General features: G+C 62.7%; 17 protein-coding genes. 11 read left to right on the top strand and 6 right to left on the bottom strand.

Features of this window, described 5'->3' with window-relative positions:
• The first annotated feature begins 8 nt into the window (after positions 1 to 8).
• On the top strand, positions 9 to 752 hold the full coding sequence (locus tag CHR90_RS06010) for a hypothetical protein (protein WP_094408094.1): 744 nt from the start codon (positions 9 to 11) through the stop codon (positions 750 to 752).
• 104 nt (positions 753 to 856) lie between these two features.
• Entirely contained in the window at positions 857 to 2,116 is a 1,260-nt protein-coding gene (locus tag CHR90_RS06005; RefSeq protein WP_094408093.1) for an ATP-grasp domain-containing protein, read from the top strand.
• A 9-nt stretch (positions 2,117 to 2,125) separates the two neighbouring features.
• Here the strand turns inward: CHR90_RS06005 and CHR90_RS06000 are convergent, their stop codons facing one another.
• Positions 2,126 to 2,743, bottom strand: coding sequence for a LysE family transporter (locus CHR90_RS06000; protein WP_094408092.1), 618 nt, complete (start codon positions 2,741 to 2,743; stop codon positions 2,126 to 2,128).
• A gap of 63 nt (positions 2,744 to 2,806) precedes the next feature.
• On the opposite strand from CHR90_RS06000, the gene CHR90_RS05995 reads away from it, so the two are divergent.
• The 3 genes from CHR90_RS05995 to CHR90_RS05985 all read left to right on the top strand — a co-directional run bounded on the left by CHR90_RS05995 (position 2,807) and on the right by CHR90_RS05985 (position 5,267).
• Positions 2,807 to 3,718, top strand: coding sequence for a LysR substrate-binding domain-containing protein (locus tag CHR90_RS05995; RefSeq protein ID WP_094408091.1), 912 nt, complete (start codon positions 2,807 to 2,809; stop codon positions 3,716 to 3,718).
• A gap of 9 nt (positions 3,719 to 3,727) precedes the next feature.
• On the top strand, positions 3,728 to 4,507 hold the full coding sequence (locus CHR90_RS05990) for an AraC family transcriptional regulator (protein WP_094408090.1): 780 nt from the start codon (positions 3,728 to 3,730) through the stop codon (positions 4,505 to 4,507).
• A gap of 76 nt (positions 4,508 to 4,583) precedes the next feature.
• Positions 4,584 to 5,267 carry a B3/B4 domain-containing protein gene (locus tag CHR90_RS05985; protein ID WP_094408089.1) on the top strand — a complete coding sequence of 228 codons (684 nt, stop codon included), beginning with the start codon at positions 4,584 to 4,586 and terminating at the stop codon, positions 5,265 to 5,267.
• On the opposite strand, the gene CHR90_RS05980 is transcribed toward CHR90_RS05985, so the two are convergent.
• The 4 genes from CHR90_RS05980 to CHR90_RS05965 all read right to left on the bottom strand — a co-directional run bounded on the left by CHR90_RS05980 (position 5,264) and on the right by CHR90_RS05965 (position 8,001).
• A complete protein-coding gene (locus CHR90_RS05980; protein WP_094408340.1) occupies positions 5,264 to 5,755 on the bottom strand; it encodes a GNAT family N-acetyltransferase in 492 nt (163 codons plus the stop codon). The two genes, CHR90_RS05985 and CHR90_RS05980, sit on opposite strands and share 4 nt — an antisense overlap.
• Positions 5,756 to 5,838: 83 nt before the next feature.
• Positions 5,839 to 6,519 (bottom strand): uracil phosphoribosyltransferase, encoded by a 681-nt coding sequence (gene upp, locus CHR90_RS05975; RefSeq protein WP_094408088.1) that lies wholly within the window; start codon positions 6,517 to 6,519, stop codon positions 5,839 to 5,841.
• 108 nt (positions 6,520 to 6,627) lie between these two features.
• A complete protein-coding gene (rpmB, locus tag CHR90_RS05970) occupies positions 6,628 to 6,918 on the bottom strand; it encodes a 50S ribosomal protein L28 (RefSeq protein WP_094408087.1) in 291 nt (96 codons plus the stop codon).
• 138 nt (positions 6,919 to 7,056) lie between these two features.
• Positions 7,057 to 8,001 carry an exopolyphosphatase gene (locus CHR90_RS05965; protein ID WP_094408086.1) on the bottom strand — a complete coding sequence of 315 codons (945 nt, stop codon included), beginning with the start codon at positions 7,999 to 8,001 and terminating at the stop codon, positions 7,057 to 7,059.
• Between the two features lie 170 nt (positions 8,002 to 8,171).
• Between CHR90_RS05965 and CHR90_RS05960 the strand changes: the two genes are divergently transcribed.
• Positions 8,172 to 8,534: a 5-carboxymethyl-2-hydroxymuconate Delta-isomerase gene (locus CHR90_RS05960; protein WP_094408085.1), complete on the top strand. Its 363-nt coding sequence runs from the start codon at positions 8,172 to 8,174 to the stop codon at positions 8,532 to 8,534.
• Between the two features lie 37 nt (positions 8,535 to 8,571).
• Positions 8,572 to 9,192, top strand: coding sequence for a gamma carbonic anhydrase family protein (locus tag CHR90_RS05955; RefSeq protein WP_094408084.1), 621 nt, complete (start codon positions 8,572 to 8,574; stop codon positions 9,190 to 9,192).
• A 60-nt stretch (positions 9,193 to 9,252) separates the two neighbouring features.
• On the opposite strand, the gene CHR90_RS05950 is transcribed toward CHR90_RS05955, so the two are convergent.
• Positions 9,253 to 10,614: a M23 family metallopeptidase gene (locus CHR90_RS05950; protein ID WP_170941310.1), complete on the bottom strand. Its 1,362-nt coding sequence runs from the start codon at positions 10,612 to 10,614 to the stop codon at positions 9,253 to 9,255.
• A 348-nt stretch (positions 10,615 to 10,962) separates the two neighbouring features.
• Here CHR90_RS05950 and CHR90_RS05945 point away from each other — a divergent pair, with 348 nt between their 5' ends.
• The 4 genes from CHR90_RS05945 to CHR90_RS05930 all read left to right on the top strand — a co-directional run bounded on the left by CHR90_RS05945 (position 10,963) and on the right by CHR90_RS05930 (position 14,879).
• Positions 10,963 to 11,721: an SGNH/GDSL hydrolase family protein gene (locus tag CHR90_RS05945; protein WP_094408082.1), complete on the top strand. Its 759-nt coding sequence runs from the start codon at positions 10,963 to 10,965 to the stop codon at positions 11,719 to 11,721.
• Complete coding sequence (locus tag CHR90_RS05940) at positions 11,718 to 13,157, top strand: GDSL-type esterase/lipase family protein (RefSeq protein WP_094408081.1); 1,440 nt, start codon at positions 11,718 to 11,720, stop codon at positions 13,155 to 13,157. Before CHR90_RS05945 ends, CHR90_RS05940 begins: the two co-directional genes overlap by 4 nt.
• Before the next feature lie 98 nt (positions 13,158 to 13,255).
• Positions 13,256 to 14,650 carry an MBOAT family O-acyltransferase gene (locus CHR90_RS05935; RefSeq protein ID WP_094408080.1) on the top strand — a complete coding sequence of 465 codons (1,395 nt, stop codon included), beginning with the start codon at positions 13,256 to 13,258 and terminating at the stop codon, positions 14,648 to 14,650.
• A gap of 10 nt (positions 14,651 to 14,660) precedes the next feature.
• On the top strand, positions 14,661 to 14,879 hold the full coding sequence (locus CHR90_RS05930) for a hypothetical protein (protein ID WP_094408079.1): 219 nt from the start codon (positions 14,661 to 14,663) through the stop codon (positions 14,877 to 14,879).
• Positions 14,880 to 15,151 lie beyond the last annotated feature (272 nt).

Raw genomic sequence — 15,151 nt, 5'->3', positions numbered from 1 at the left:
GATTCCGCATGTTGATTTCCGCCGCTCAATGGCTGGATAGCGGGACGCTGGCCGCCGCGTCGGAGCCGGAACGTACCTTGTCGTTCCATTTCCGCCGCATGGGCGCGGGCGACCGGACGGAAATCATTGCGTTCCGCGAAGCAATCTTTGGTGCCTTGCCCGATCCCGATATGTATGTGCCGGAGGTGCCGGAGTTCGTCGATTGGCACTTGGAGGGGGAGCGCGGGTTCACCTTCGGCCTGTTCATCGACAATGCTTTGGCGGCGCTGACCATTCTGGGCCTGCCGCAAGCGGGTATGCCGAACTTTGCCAGCGATCTGCCGACGCCACCCGCCAATCTGATGGACGTGGCCCATATTGCCAGTTCGATGGTCGATCCGCGCTATCGCGGGTTTGGGTTACAGAAGCGGCTCTTCGCCTATCGCACCCTGATGGCTTTGGGGGCGAAGCGGCCGATCCTGACCGCCCGCGTTGCCCTGACGAACCCGATCAGTTGGCGGAATATGTTTAGCTGCGGCATGGTCATCGGCCAGCTTTTGGTTATGCATGGCGATAAACTACGGTTTCTGTTTATCCGCGATCTGCGCCAACCGCCCTATGCCTTCACCGCCCCGGCGGCCCTTGTTGCTCTGCGCGATATTGAGGCGCATCGGCAAGCACTGGCCGATGGGCTGGTTGGCTTTAAGGCAATCTTACAGGATGGCGCGTGGATTATTGCTTACGGCCGCCCCGCCGCGCGTCTCTGTGATTAATTGTTAACATTTTATTATCATTCTTGCTACCTTAGGAATACAATGGTATAGGCCGCCTCTCGACTTTCGTGCCGCATCGTTACGGCTTTGCAGGAGATATGCCCATGACCAACCCGACTGCTGTGGTCGTCGATCCCTATTCGACAGGCGTTCTCTTCGCGGATTATCTCAAGGCGCGCGGTTATCGGACGCTGGCGGTGCGCAGCGGCCCCGATCTGGTCGATTCGCTGCTCCGCACCTACCGGGCCGGGGACTTCGAAAGCCTAACGGACCATACGGGCGATCTCGACGCGCTGGCCGCACGGTTTGCTGGCGAAGACGTGCGCTGCGTTCTGCCGGGGAATGAGTCCGCCGTTGAACTCGCCGACGCTTTAGGCGCGCGTCTCGGTGTCCGGGGCAACGATCCGGCGACCACCAAAATCCGCCGCAATAAGTATGAAATGATCGAGCGGATTACCGCCGCAGGTCTGCACGCCGCCAAACAAAAGCTGGTTGCGACCGAAGACGAGGCGGGGGCCTGGGCCGCCGCGCATGGCCGCTGGCCGGTGGTGATCAAACCGCTCGACAGCGCTTCCACCGATAATGTCCACGTTTGCGATAGTGAAGCCGAGGTCCGGGCGCGCTTTCAGCAGATCGTGCATTCGCGCAACCTCTGCGGTTTGCCGAACACCAGGGCGCTGATCCAATCCTACCTCGATGGGTTGGAGTATGTCGTCAACACCGTTAGCCGCGATGGGCGGCACTATATTTGCGACATTCTCGAATCGCGCAAACGCTCGCTGAACGGCTCGCCGCTGATCTATGATTTCTATCGCCTGCTGCCGCCGACGGGCGAAGTGCAGGATCAACTGTCGCGCTATATTGTCGGCGTGCTGGATGCGCTCGAAATCCGCAATGGCGGCGGCCATGCCGAGATTCGCATGACGGCGGACGGCCCGGCATTGGTGGAAATCGCCGCGCGGGCGATGGGGCCGCTCGATTCGACCACCACCATCGCCCACGGAACGGGCCATGATCAGGCGGAGTTGATCGTCGATGCCCTGACCGATGGCGCCAAGTTCGATAGTTTATACGGCCAGACCTACCGGATGGATAAGCACGCGATGGTCGTCTATCTCCCGTCCACGGTGGAAGGCGTGCTGGGCGATCTGCCGATCTTGGAGCATTTGAAGGCCCTGCCGAGCCTGCTCAACTATCAACTGCTGCCGAAGCTGGGCGGGCCGATCCAACGGACGATGGATCTGACCTCCGTCCTCGCCAAAATCTATCTGGTGCATGCCGATGGCGCCCAGGTGGACGCCGATTACGCGAAGATTCGCGAATTGGAAGAGGCGTACCCGCCGAAAGTGTTGCAGCCCGCGTGATTTTCTCCGTCAGCCCCGCAGGCTGCTGCTCGCGAGGAGAGCACCGAAGCCAACCAGCACGGCGCCGAACGCCCGGTCGATCCAATGGCGCAGGGCCAGCAGCCGGGTTTGCACCCGGTCGGCAGAAAAGAATAGGGCGACCAGCGTAAACCAGCCGATATGGGCGGCGGCGATGAACAGCCCATAGCCAAGCTGCACCGCCAGAGGCGTCGTCGGCTGCACGACCTGCATAAATAGGCTGACGATAAAGACCGTGGTTTTCGGGTTCAGCGCATTGGTTAGAAAGCCGGTGCGCAGGGCCGCCCAGGTGCTGAGCGGTGCAATCCCCGCCGCGGCCCCGAGAGCGCTGGGACGCGCTCGCAGCATTTTCCAGCCGAGCCACAGCAGATAGGCGGCGCCGATCAGCTTCAGGGCGTTGAACAGCAGCAGCGACTGCTGAATGATCAGGCCAATGCCCAGGATTGTATAGCCGATGTGGATAAAACATCCACAGCCGATGCCGAGGGCCGTCAAGACACCCGCCCGGCGCGACAGCAGCAGGCTATTCCGCGATACCATCGCAAAATCCGGTCCTGGGCTGATCACTGCCAACAGGGTGATGCCGATTACGGCAAAAAGCTCCATCATTATCCACTCCTCAGGGTATGCTCTATCAGTGATTAGACCGCACCGATGCCTGAGAAACGAACGATGATTTCTGACGATATAGATGAGGTAAGCTCACAGATAAAATCGGCCCGTCTCCCACCCCTCGGCGCGCTGCGTTGCTTTGAGGCCGCTGCCCGCCTGGAGAGTTTCAGCCGGGCGGGCGATAGTTTGCACCTCACCCACGGCGCGATCAGCCGGGCAGTGCGGAGTTTGGAGGATGACCTCGGCGTCGCCCTCTTCGAGCGGCGGGCGCGGCGGGTGTTTCTAACCGACGCCGGGCGGAAGCTGCACGCGGCGACGGCGGAAGCCTTCGCCCTGATTGCCGCAGCGGCCAACCACGTGCGGCGCCAAGGCCAACCGCAGCCGCTGCGCCTCTCCTGCGAACCGACCCTGCTGATCCGCTGGCTCATCCCACGCCTGCCGGGGTTTACCGCCGCGTATCCCGGCGTGGCGCTGCAATTGGTCGCGGGCGGTGGGCCGGTCAGTTTTAGCGCGGGGCTGGACCTCGCCCTGCGCCGCAACGACCACGGGCCGTTGCCGGGGACGGTCAGCCATTTTCTGTTCGATGAAACTATCGGCCCGGTCTGTGCCCCGGCGCGGCAGGCGGACTTCTTCGGAGCGGACGGGCTGCCGACCCCCACGGCGCCGCTGCTCCACACGGCGACCCGGCCCGATGCCTGGGCCACGTGGGCGCAGCGCCAGGGGGTTCCGGTTCCCAAAGGGCCACCCCAGGTTTTTGAGCATTTTTACCTGAGCCTTCAGGCCGCCAGCGCCGGGCTGGGCATCGCCATCGGCCCCCGGCGCTTGGTGACGGATGATCTTGCCACGGGCCTTTTAGTCGCCCCCGCCGGGTTCCTACCCGATGGCAGCCATTACCATCTGCTCTCGCCGCGCCCGATCACCCCCGCGACCCCAGAAGCGGCGGTGCTCGCGTGGCTGCGCGATCTCGTATAGGCTCTTGGCATGTCTTCTGCCGCTTTTCATCTGCGCCCCCTGGGCTTGCCGGGCGGATACGCCGTAACGGCGGCGAGCGATCATCGCTTTCCAAAGCACCACCACGACCTCTTCGGCATCGGTCTGATCGAGCAAGGCGCGCAGAAATCCTGGAGCGGGCGGGGCATGGTGGAGGCCGCCGCAGGCGACGTCATCACCGTCAATCCCGGCGAGGTTCACGATGGCGCTCCCTTGGCCGACGGTGGGCGGCGGTGGACCATCCTCTATCTACCCCCCGCCCTGGTCGCGGCGGCGGCGGATGATATTGCCCCCGGCCCTGGGGCGCGCTTTGAATTCTCCCAGCCTGTCTATCGCGCCTCCCCGCTCGCCCCGCGTTTACGGGCCTTGCTGGCGGCAGGCGGCGACCCCAGCGCGGCGGAGGAAGGCTTGCTGTCGGTCCTAACGCCGCTGTTGCACCCAGAGAGCCGCCCGCATGGGGCGCCGCGCGCGATCCTAACGATCCGCGAGTGGATCGACACTGAACCCGAAGCCGATATTCCGCTGGCCGTGCTGGCCGCCCGGGCAAACCTAAGCCGCTTTCAACTGCTGCGCAGCTTTGCCCGCCTGACGGGGATGACACCTCACGCCTATCGGCTGCAACGGCGGGTGCAGGTGGCGCGGCGACTAATTCTCTCCGGCATCCCCTTGGCCGAGGCGGCGGCGGCGAGCGGCTTTGCCGACCAAAGCCATATGACGCGGCTGTTCCGGCGGGTCTATGGCCTTGCGCCCGGGGCCTTCGCGCGGGCGTGAGCGCCTGCAATTTTCTTCAAGACCCGCATGCTAGAAACCGCGTTTCCTCGGCGCATCATCCGTGCGGAGAGAAGTGATGCGATTTTCCCATGCCCCCGAAATCTGGGCGATGTATCCCGAGTTAAGCGCCGAAGCGATGGCAGTCGGCGAGATCTATCCCGAGGGGGCGTATCAGGCGGCGATTGCCGAATGGACGGCGCGCGCCCACGCCCGCTTGGCGACAGCGCCGGAGGGGGATTGGCCGGAAATTCAGGCCTGGCGCCGCGCCTTTAGCCGCATGGGCCTTAAGCCGACGCAATACCGCTGTGCGGCGGAATCGCTGCTGCGGCGGCTGCGTCAAAGCGGCGATCTGCCTGCACTTTTACCGCTGGTTGCCCTCGGCAATGCCGTCTCTGCGGCTTTTGGCGTGCCCGTGGCGCTGTTCGATACCGCGCGAATTTCCGGCGATCTGACCGTCCGTCCGGCCACGGGATCGGAGGTCTATGAGGATTTCTCCGGCACGCCGGAAATCCCGTCGGCGGGGGAGGTGATCTTTGCCGATAGCGCCGGAGCAGCCCATGCCCGCCGCTGGTGCCACCGGCAAAGCCGCCTATCGGCGGTCAGTGCGGACACCCGGTCGCTAGTCATTATCGTCGAGGCGATGCACCCGGAGGGGGCGGAGACTGTGGCAGCGGCCCTTGATGCGGTCGCGACCGCCCTGAAACTCCCCGGAACCCGGCAACGCCTCACCGCTGCCACCCCCAATTTTGCGGTGGGTTAGAGTGTCCGCTGCATCCAGACGAGATCGAGCCAGCGGCCAAATTTAAAGCCAACTTCCTTCATATGGCCGCTGATTTCGAACCCAAAGCGCTCGTGAAAGCGGATTGATCCGGCGTTGTCGGCGTCGATTGCGCCGATCATGATGTGTTTGCCCTGTGCTTTGGCCCGTTCGATTAGCGGCGGCATCAGGAGGCCACCCAGCCCCTTGCCGCGCTGGTCGTCGCGGATATGCACGGAATGTTCGACCGAATAACGGAACCCCGGCCAGGGGCCGCGAAAAATACCGTAGGAGGCATAGCCCAGCACTTCCGCCCCCTCGGCGGCGACCAGCACCGGATACCCATTGGCTTGCCGGGCGGCAAACCAAGCCTGCCGGTCGGCCAGCGTCACCGGATCGTCGATATAGATCGCGGTAGAGGTGGCGATGACCTGATTATAGATCGCCAGAATGCCGGGCACATCCTCGGCGGTCGCATCACGGATGATCATGGGGGCCTCTTTCATCGAACCCCGTCAGGATCGAGTGGGCGCGGCAAAAGGTCAATGCTTCTGCCACGCCGTTTCTTGCTGTTTTAGTGATCCTTCGTCCCGAACAGCCGGTCGCCCGCATCGCCGAGGCCGGGGACGATATAGGCGTGCTCGTTCAAATGGCTATCGAGGGCGGCGGCATAAACCGGCACGTCTGGGTAGTGGGCGTTGAAAACCCGCATGCCTTCCGGCACGGCGACCAGGGCCATGAAGCGGATATTCTCGCGCGGCACGCCGCTTTTCACCAGCACGTCCACCGCATGCACGGCGGAATTGCCGGTTGCCAGCATCGGATCGGCCAGGATGAACAGCCGCCCCTCCGAGCTGGGCAGGCGGATGAGATATTCCACCGGCTTTTTAGTTTCCGGGTCGCGGTACAGGCCGATATGCCCCTGGCGGGCGGAGGGAACCAAATCCAGCAGCCCTTCCACCATTCCCAGGCCCGCGCGCAGGATCGACACAACGGCGACCTTCTTGCCCGCGATGACCGGCGCATCCATCTCCGCCAGCGGGGTGGTGATGCGCTCGTGGGTCAGCGGCAGGTCGCGGGTAATCTCATAGCCCATCAGCAGCGAGATTTCGTGCAGGAGCTGGCGGAACCGCACCGTGGAGGTAACGGCTTCGCGCATGCGCGACAGTTTATGCTGGATCAAAGGGTGTTTCAGAACGCGAAGATTGGGAAATTCCTGTTCCCGAAGATCGGTTTCCGAATTGGCCACGGCCATCCCCCTTTTCCTTGCTAAGATCACTGCCGGATCGTACCCCGGCTGCACGTCATAAAAAACCCCGCTAGGGCGGACCCAGCGGGGTTTTTAAACTGAAACGCCGAAGCGTTAGGCGGCCTTGGCGGTCGCCTTGTCGATCTGCTTCTTCAAGCGCAGCACATCGCCCGTCAGTTCCGACGAGCGGGCCTTGCCGAGGAAAGCATCCAGACCGCCCGCATGCTCGATGGAGCGGATGGCGTTGGTCGACAGACGCAGACGCACGACGCGGCCCAGGGCTTCGCTGGCCAGCGAGGCAACCTGGAGGTTCGGCAGGTAGCGCCGACGCGTCTTGTTATTGGCGTGGCTGACATTATTGCCAGACTGGACGCCCTTGCCGGTGACGGCGCACCGTCTCGCCATGACCGTATCCCCTATGTGTAACGGTTAAACCTGAACGACCGTCCCGCAACCCTGGCGGACCTCGGAACGGTCTGAGAGACGGGGTGTATAGGCATCCCCGCTGGTAGCGTCAAGCGAAAAGCGCGGTAGGACTCGGGTTTACCCCTCGTCATCCTCCTCGCACGCCTGCATGTCGGGCAGCAGGGCGGCGATGATTGCATCGGCCTCATCGGGCGGCACTTGGCAGGTGCCCGCGGCCGTATGCCCGCCGCCGCCGTGACGCAGCATCAGCGAGCCGATATCGACGGTCGAGGACCGGTCGAAGATCGACTTGCCGCAGGCCAGCACAACATTCTGCTTATCGCGCCCCCACATGACGTGCATGGAAATCAGCGACGAAGGGTACATCGCGTACACAAGAAAACGGTTACCCGCGAAAACCTGTTCTTCGTTGCGCAGATCGAGAACCACGACCTTGCCCTCGATCCGGCCAATCCGCTCAAGCTGGCGCTTAAACTCTTCCTGCTGCGCCTGATACATGCGGATACGTTCCTGCACGTCTTCATCGGCCATGATCGGGGCCAGTTCGCCGGTGCGCAGCAGCTCCACCAGCTTCATCATCAACTGGTAGTTCGAGATGCGGAAATCTCGGAAACGCCCCAGGCCGGTGCGGCTATCCATCATGAAGGACAGCAGCGTCCAGCCTTCGGCGTCCAACACTTCGTCCATCGTCCAATCGGCGCTATCGGCGCGATCAACGGCGAACATCATATCATCCAGGCTTTCGGGGAAGCGGTCCGACCCGCCGTAATGGCGCCAGACGACGCGGGCGGCAGAGGGGGCATAGGGATCGATGATCAAGCCCGGCTTATCGCCCAGCCGTTCTACTTCCGATGAATGATGATCGAAGGTCATGGCGCAGCCCGGCACATAGGGCAGGTTGCAGATAATGTCGCGGTCGGTCGCCGGAACCTTGCCGTCCTGCATATCCTTGGGATGGGCGAACAGAATATCGTCGATCAGGTCCAATTCTTTCAGCAGGGCGCCGCAGACGAGACCATCGAAGTCACTGCGGGTAATCAGACGATATTTTCCCTCGGCCATCTCTCTCTCCCGGGTTCCTCGGCACGGTTTCCGAGGCGAAATGTTCAAACGGCCCCGATGGTTGGGCAGAACCCCCTAAAATGCAAGCGAAGAGGCGATGACAGCAGCAGTAGCCGCGCTTTTCAGATTCCGTTAGCGTTTCAGCCCTTATAGTGACTCAGGAGAAAGCAATGCCGCAAATTCGTTTAGAAGGAAGCCCCGCCCTGTTGGACGCTTTGGATCTTCAGCCCTTGATTGCTGAAATCCATGATCGCATCGTGACAATTGCCAAAGCGCAACTGATCGACTGCAAGACGCTGGTGATGGACGCGCGGGCCGAGCGGATCGGCGATGGGTCGCTGGCCATGCTGCACGCGGAAATCCGCCTGCTGCCGGGCCGCGATCTCGCAACGAAGCAAGCCTTGGGGGCGGCGGTCACAGAAGTTATGGAAAAGGCCGTTCTACCCCACAAAAACGGCCTGAGCCTGCACGTAACGGCCGAGATTATCGAGTTCCCGAAAGAGACCTATTCGAAGCGTGTGATCCCCGCCTAAGTCTTATCCCCCCATCCCCGATCGGAGGCGTTCGACCATGATTATCACCCATCAAGGCCAGACCCCTCGGATCGACCCTTCGGCTTGGGTGGCACCCGACGCGACCGTCTGCGGTGCCGTGACCTTAGGTCCGGGGGTACGGGTGATGCATGGGGCGCGCATCGTTGGGGAAAGCGGCGGGCGCGTAACCCTGGGACGAGACGTTATTATATATGAAAATGCGGTTCTTCGGGCGACGTCGCGCCACGATCGCCGCATCGGGAATTATACCCTGATCGGCCCGCATGCCCATGTCACCGGGGCCGAGATTGCCGATGAATGTTATTTGGCGACCGGGGTTACGGTTCTGCCCGAAGCCTGGCTCGGCCCGCGTTGCGATGTGCGGGTCGGGGCTGTGGTGCATCTAAAAACCCGCTTGCCGGAAGGTACTGTCGTTCCGGTCCATTGGGTGGCGGTGGGCGATCCGGTTGAAATTTTGCCGCCCGATCAGCACGATTCGATCTGGGCGCGGCAAAAGCCGCTCGATTTTCCTCGCACGGTTTTTGGGGTGGACCGTACCGCGCCGGATTTCATGATCACCTTGACCCGCAAACTGTCGGACGATCTCGCCCCGCATCGGAACGATATCATCGTCGATGGGGCTGGCGCCGGGATCTAGAGCAAATCCCGAGCAGGTGAACCCACCTGCGACGACGCATTTGCTTACAAAACAAATGCTTTAGCGTGCGCTGGCGACCTGGACCGGATGGGGCAGGCTGTCCATCTTATCGTTGAGGGTCTTGGTTTGCGCCAAGAACTGCCGCAGATCGGCACCATCGAGCTTGCGGCCCGAGGGCAGCTTGACCGACAGCGGATTGATCTGCGTCCCGCCCGCCAGCACTTCATAATGTAGGTGTGGGCCGGTCGACCGGCCGGTGGTCCCGACATAGCCGATGATCTGGCCTTGCCGCACCCGGCTGCCAACGCGCAGCCCAGGGGCAAAGCGGCTCATATGGGCATAGGCAGTCGCATATTGGCCGTTATGCTGAATCTGGGCGTAATTGCCATAGGCGCCGTTGCCGCCATAGACTTTCAGCGTACCGTCCCCGGCGGCTTGGATCGGCGTCCCCGTTGGCGCGCCGAAGTCGACGCCCTTATGCATCAGGGAGAAGCCGAGGATCGGGTGCTGGCGCATGCCGAAGCCGGAGGTGAGCTTGGCGCCGTCAATCGGGGTTTTCAGCAGCGCCTTGCGCACGCTTTCGCCCTTGGGATTGTAGAAATCGACGAAGCCGTCGCCATCTTCGAAGCGATAGAGCTTCAGGCTGGTGCCCGATAGGGTCATGGCGGCATAGAGCAGGCGACCGTTGCGGGCCAGCTTGCGGTCCTGCGTCACCTTCTGTTCGAACACCACTTCGAACCCATCGCCCGGCTGAATATCACGCTGGAAATCGACATCGAAGGAGAGGATTTTGATCATCTCCATCATCACATCGACCGGAATGCCCGCGCCCGTGCCGGATACGAATAGGCTATTGTCGATGGTCCCTGCCGCGCGCGAGATTTCGGTGGTCAGCGGCTTCAGCTTATCTTCGGCTTTATAGCTGCCGTCGGGCTGGCGGGTCACGGCCACATCGCGCTCGACATTGGCTTTTAAGGAGAAGCTTTGCAGCACCACCCCGTCGCCATCCGTTTCCGGCGCCAGATGCACCGATACCTGCTGGCCCGGGCGCAGATCCTTCGGGTTGAAAATCTTGGTCACGGCGGCAAAGGCATCGGCGGCGTGATTGGCCGGTGCCCCGGCCCGCGCCAAAACGATGGCCAGCGTATCGCCCTTGCCGATCACATCCTGTTTTTCGCCCAACAGCTTTTGCCGTGCCTCGGTCTTGGCCAGCGTCTGCAAGCGTGCCTGCCGAGCGTCTGCCATCAGCAGCGCTTTTTCGACCAACGCATCGCGGGTGTCATGCAGCGCCGCCAGCTTATCGGCGGTCGCCGGAGCTGGCGTGGCAGCACCCCGCCGAAGAACAATCGGATCGGCCGATGCAGAAAGACTAAGAAACGTCACGGCGGCCAAGGTAAAACCAGAGGCGAGTGATTGTTTCATCGTCTTTTTCATGGGGCGATGCAATCTTTACAATAGAAATTCGGAAAAGCGGGGCAATAAGGCCCGCGCGCCCCAGGGTTCATCCGCCAAGGCCCGCCAACAATCCCGAAACAGCCTTGGCCTGTCAACTTAATTCCTTGTTTTTATTGATTTTTTATTCGGTTGAGGGGTTGTCGGTCCGCAACAGTGTGTCCGTATGACAACAGGGTTGCAGGGAAGGGGAGTTGATTTCCGCCGTGTGCAAGCGCAAAACCGAACGGCGGCGGTAGCAGGACGGTGAAAAAAGCGACTCTTTACCAAAAGGATCGCTAAGCGCATTTCTAAGATAGGGCGTAGCAGGGGCGAGTGATGGTGCAGCGGCGGGATTTTCTCGGAATCACAATGGCTTGGGCGCTAACGGCGGGGCTTGCCAGCAGTGCGTGGGCCGAGACGGGGACCGGTGAGCCGCGTTCCTCCACTCCCAGTCCTGCACAAAAAACGATCCTGATATTCGGCGATTCGATGGCTGACGGCGTTTGGGGCGGGCTGACGCGCGCCTTGATCCGCGATACCTCGATTAAGCTCATTCGGCGTGGCAAAAATGGTACAGGTCTGGCGCGGCCCGATGTCTACGACTGGCCGACCAATCTGCCCGCCCTGCTGGAAGCCGAAAAGCCCGACATCGCCATCGTGTCCTTCGGCCTCAACGATCGGCAAGATACTTTTGCCGGGGGGCGCCGGGAACATTACTTCCGCACCGAAGCGTGGAAGACCTCCTATATAGAACGCATCCAAGCGATTTTGACGCCGCTGAAAGACAAGCAAATTCCGACCTTTTGGATCGGCCTGCCGATCATGCGCGACGCCGCCGTTTCAAAAGATGCCGAGTTTCTGAACGGCCTCTACGAGCCTGCGGTGATCGCGGCGGGCGCGATTTTCTTCCCAATCTGGGAGCTATCGACCGACGGCACCCACGATTATACGACCCATATCAAGGGCACCGATGGCCGCCTGCGGTCTTTGCGCAACGACGATGGGATGCATTTTTCCCCTGCCGGGTACGATCTGCTGGCCCAAGCGCTGTTGCAAAAGCTCACCCCCATTATTAAGGCGGCGAAAGCACCATGAACTGGCCGCGCGCGCGCCTCGCCTCGCTCACCCTGTCGCTGGCGCTTGCGGCCTGCGCGGGTGGCCCGTCGAGCCAACAGGCGCCCGCGCCGCGCGGGGCGGATGCGGCAGTGTCCGCCCTTCCGTTCCGCTGGCATGTGCCGGAAGCGCGCACGCCGACGACGGGCGCCGTTGCGGCCCCACGTCCGCGCCTCGGTCCCGGGCCGCTCGCCGGTTTCTTCACCGAGCTCGCCGCGCTGGAACGTGGGACGCGCAAAGAACCGCTGCTGATCCTGCAATTGGGCGATAGCCACACGGCGGGTGACCGGTTTAGCGGGCGGCTGCGCGAGCGGTTTCAGGGCCAGTTCGGCGCCGCGGGGCGCGGGCAACTGCCGCCCGCTGTGCCCTTCGATTATTTCCGTCCACAAGGGGTGCAAGTCACCGCCTCGCCGGGCTGGATCATCTCGAAAGCCGGGGCGCTAAAGCCTGAAGGGCTGTTTGGGGTGAGCGGTTTCCGCGCCCGCGCCACCAAACCCGGCGACCGTGCTAGCCTGACGAGTACTGAGGAGGCGGGGTTCGATACGCTGCTGCTCACCGTGCTGCGGCAGCCGCTCGGCGGCACGCTTGAGCTTGAGATCGACGGTCAGCGCCTGCCGCCGATCAGCACGGCGGCGGAGACCGGCCCGCAGGTGGCAAGGGTACAGATTCCAGTGCCCCCCGGCTCCCGCCAAGCCGTGCTGACCGCCCGGGCCGATGGGCCGACCGATCTTCTGGCCTGGGGGCCGCAGCGCCAGCAGCCCGGGATCGTGCTGGAAGCACATGGTACGGTTGGGGCGACCGTTAAGCTCGTGCGGCGCTTCGACCCTGCAACGGCGGCCTTCGAACTTGCGGATCGCCGTCCCGATCTGATCCTGCTGGCGTTTGGCACGAATGAAGGGTTTCAAGACGGTTGGACCGCCGAAACCTATGCGGCGGAAGCGGCGGGGGCGGTGGCCGATCTGCGCCGTCTCGCGCCGGGGGTTGATATCGCGGTCATCGGTCCGCCCGATGGGAATCGCCTCGCCTCATCCTCCGGCTGTTCGCCCGCCGCGACGCGCCAATGCCTCGTGCCAGGGCTGCCCGTGCCGCCGCCGCCCGTCGTCAAACCCGGGGCGAAACCCCCGGCGAAGAAACCCGCCGCGGCCTGCCGCTGGGTCATTCCGCCGAATCTTAGCATGGTGCGCCAGACCCTGACTGGAATCGCGCAGAAGGAGCGCTTGTTCTTCTGGGATTGGTCGCAGGTCATGGGGCCGTGTGGCGCCAATGCGTGGGCCCTGCAAGACCCGCCCCTCGCCGGATCGGACCGCGTTCACTATCGCCCGGAAGGCTACGCCCGCGCGGCGGATGCGCTCTACGATCAGATGATGGCGGAGTACGCAGCCTGGAAGCTGGCGGTCAGCGGCGTCGCCCAGCAGTAACATCCCGACCCTCGGTCGCTTTCGTCATTGCGATGCGGGACAAGCTGGTGTAGCGCGGGCATATCTTCAGAATAGGCCGAGGCCGGTTTTCCCCGATCATGCTGTTTCCCACGCTTAATTACGCTTTGTTCTTCGTCGCGGTCTTCGCGCTGGTCTGGTCGATGCCGACCTTGCCCGCGCGCAAGGCCGTGCTGGTGGTGGCCAGCTACTTCTTTTATGCGCAGTGGAGCACGCTGTTCGCCGGATTGCTGGCGGCAAGTTCACTGACGAATTTCGCCTTTGGCGTCTGGCTCGCCTCCCGCCCCGCCGACCGCCGCAAACCCATCCTGATCTTAGGGGTGGCGCTGAACCTCGGCCTGCTGGGGGTTTTCAAATATTATAATTTCTTCCTCGAATCCCTCGCCGATCTGCTGTTGGTCTTGGGGTGGCAGCGCGATATGCCGTTTCTCACCCTCATCCTGCCAGTGGGGATTTCCTTCTTCACCTTCCACGGCATTAGCTACATCGTCGATGTGGCGCGGGAAGAGATCCCGCCGACGCGCAACCCGCTCGATCTGCTGCTCTACCTCGCCTTTTTTCCGCAGTTGGTCGCCGGGCCAATCGTGCGTGCGGCGCAGTTTCTGCCGCAGTTGCACCGTCTGCCGCGCTTTAGCGAGGTGCAGGTTGGCCCGGCGGTCGTGCTGATCCTCGGCGGCTTGTTAAAGAAAATGGTGATTGCCGATGCGCTGGCAACGCATCTGGTCGATCCGGTCTTCAATAGCCCGATCACGGCGGGAACGCTCGATCTTTGGATGGCTGCCTATGGCTATGCCGTGCAGATTTACTGCGATTTCTCCGCCTATAGCGATATCGCCATCGGTTCGGCGGCGCTGCTCGGCTATCGCTTCCCGCTCAACTTCGACCGGCCCTATCGCGCCACCAGCTTTTCGGATTTCTGGCGGCGCTGGCATATTTCGCTCTCAAGCTGGCTGCGGGATTATCTCTACATCCCCTTAGGCGGCAATCGCGGCGGCACGTTGGCGACCGCCCGCAATCTGGCGGTGACGATGCTGCTCGGCGGCCTGTGGCATGGGGCGGCCTGGACCTTCGTGCTCTGGGGGGCGCTGCACGGCGGCGCGCTGGGGCTCGAGCGTTGGGCGGGGGGCGCTTGGCGGCGGCTGCCGGCACTGCTGCGCGGGCTCGTGGTTTTTCACACCGTTTGCGCCGCCTGGATCTTGTTCCGCAGCCCCGATCTGGCCAGTGCTGTTGACTATCTGCTCGGCCTCCTGGGGGGCTATGCCGACGCCGAGCCCCTGACAAACGTGCCCTTAGTAGCGCTGATCGCACTGGCGCTTGCCAGCCAGTTTATGCCGGATCGAATCGGTCCCCGTCTTGGGCACGCGCTGGATCGCTTGCCCTGGTGGGGCTGGGGCGCTTTGATTGGGGTTCTGGTGCTGACGCTCGAAGGGCTCGGGCCGCAGGGCGTCGCCCCCTTTATCTATTTTCAGTTCTAGGGAGGGGGAGATGCCCCGCACGCTCGCCGCCTTTCTGCTCGGGCTTCTGGTGCTCGGTCTCGGCAATGCCCCGGGCCTGACCGCCTGGGTGCGCGATGTAAAGCCGGCCGCGCTCGCCGACCGGCTGCTGCCCGCCGCCGAAGCCTGGCAGCGGCTGACCGAAAGCCTGGGAACCGACCGCTATCTTGCCTGGTTGCGGGCGCGCCGGGGCGATCTGTTGGAACCCTGAGCGTGTTGTGTGTTTTTTGCGCTTGATCTTGACCGGTTGGACCAGTAGAAACCGCCTCCTGTCGCGGCGCCGCCGGACAGTCGGTCCTCCGGATCGTTTCCATAGATCGCAAGATCGCAGGACAACGAAAAAGAAGAGCGAAAAAACAGCTTGACGGAGCGTAGCGGTTTAGGTAAAAACGCAACCCCGACACGCTGAACGGCGGAGCGGATGGCCGGTGAAAACCGGATGTGATCTTTGACATTGTTGATTTATGGGAAGGGATATGGAGT

The organism is Elstera cyanobacteriorum, from assembly GCF_002251735.1.
In the GTDB taxonomy this organism is placed as follows: domain Bacteria; phylum Pseudomonadota; class Alphaproteobacteria; order Elsterales; family Elsteraceae; genus Elstera; species Elstera cyanobacteriorum.
Note: the sequence above shows the minus strand (reverse complement) of the source record. Positions and strands in the feature narration are given on the sequence as shown.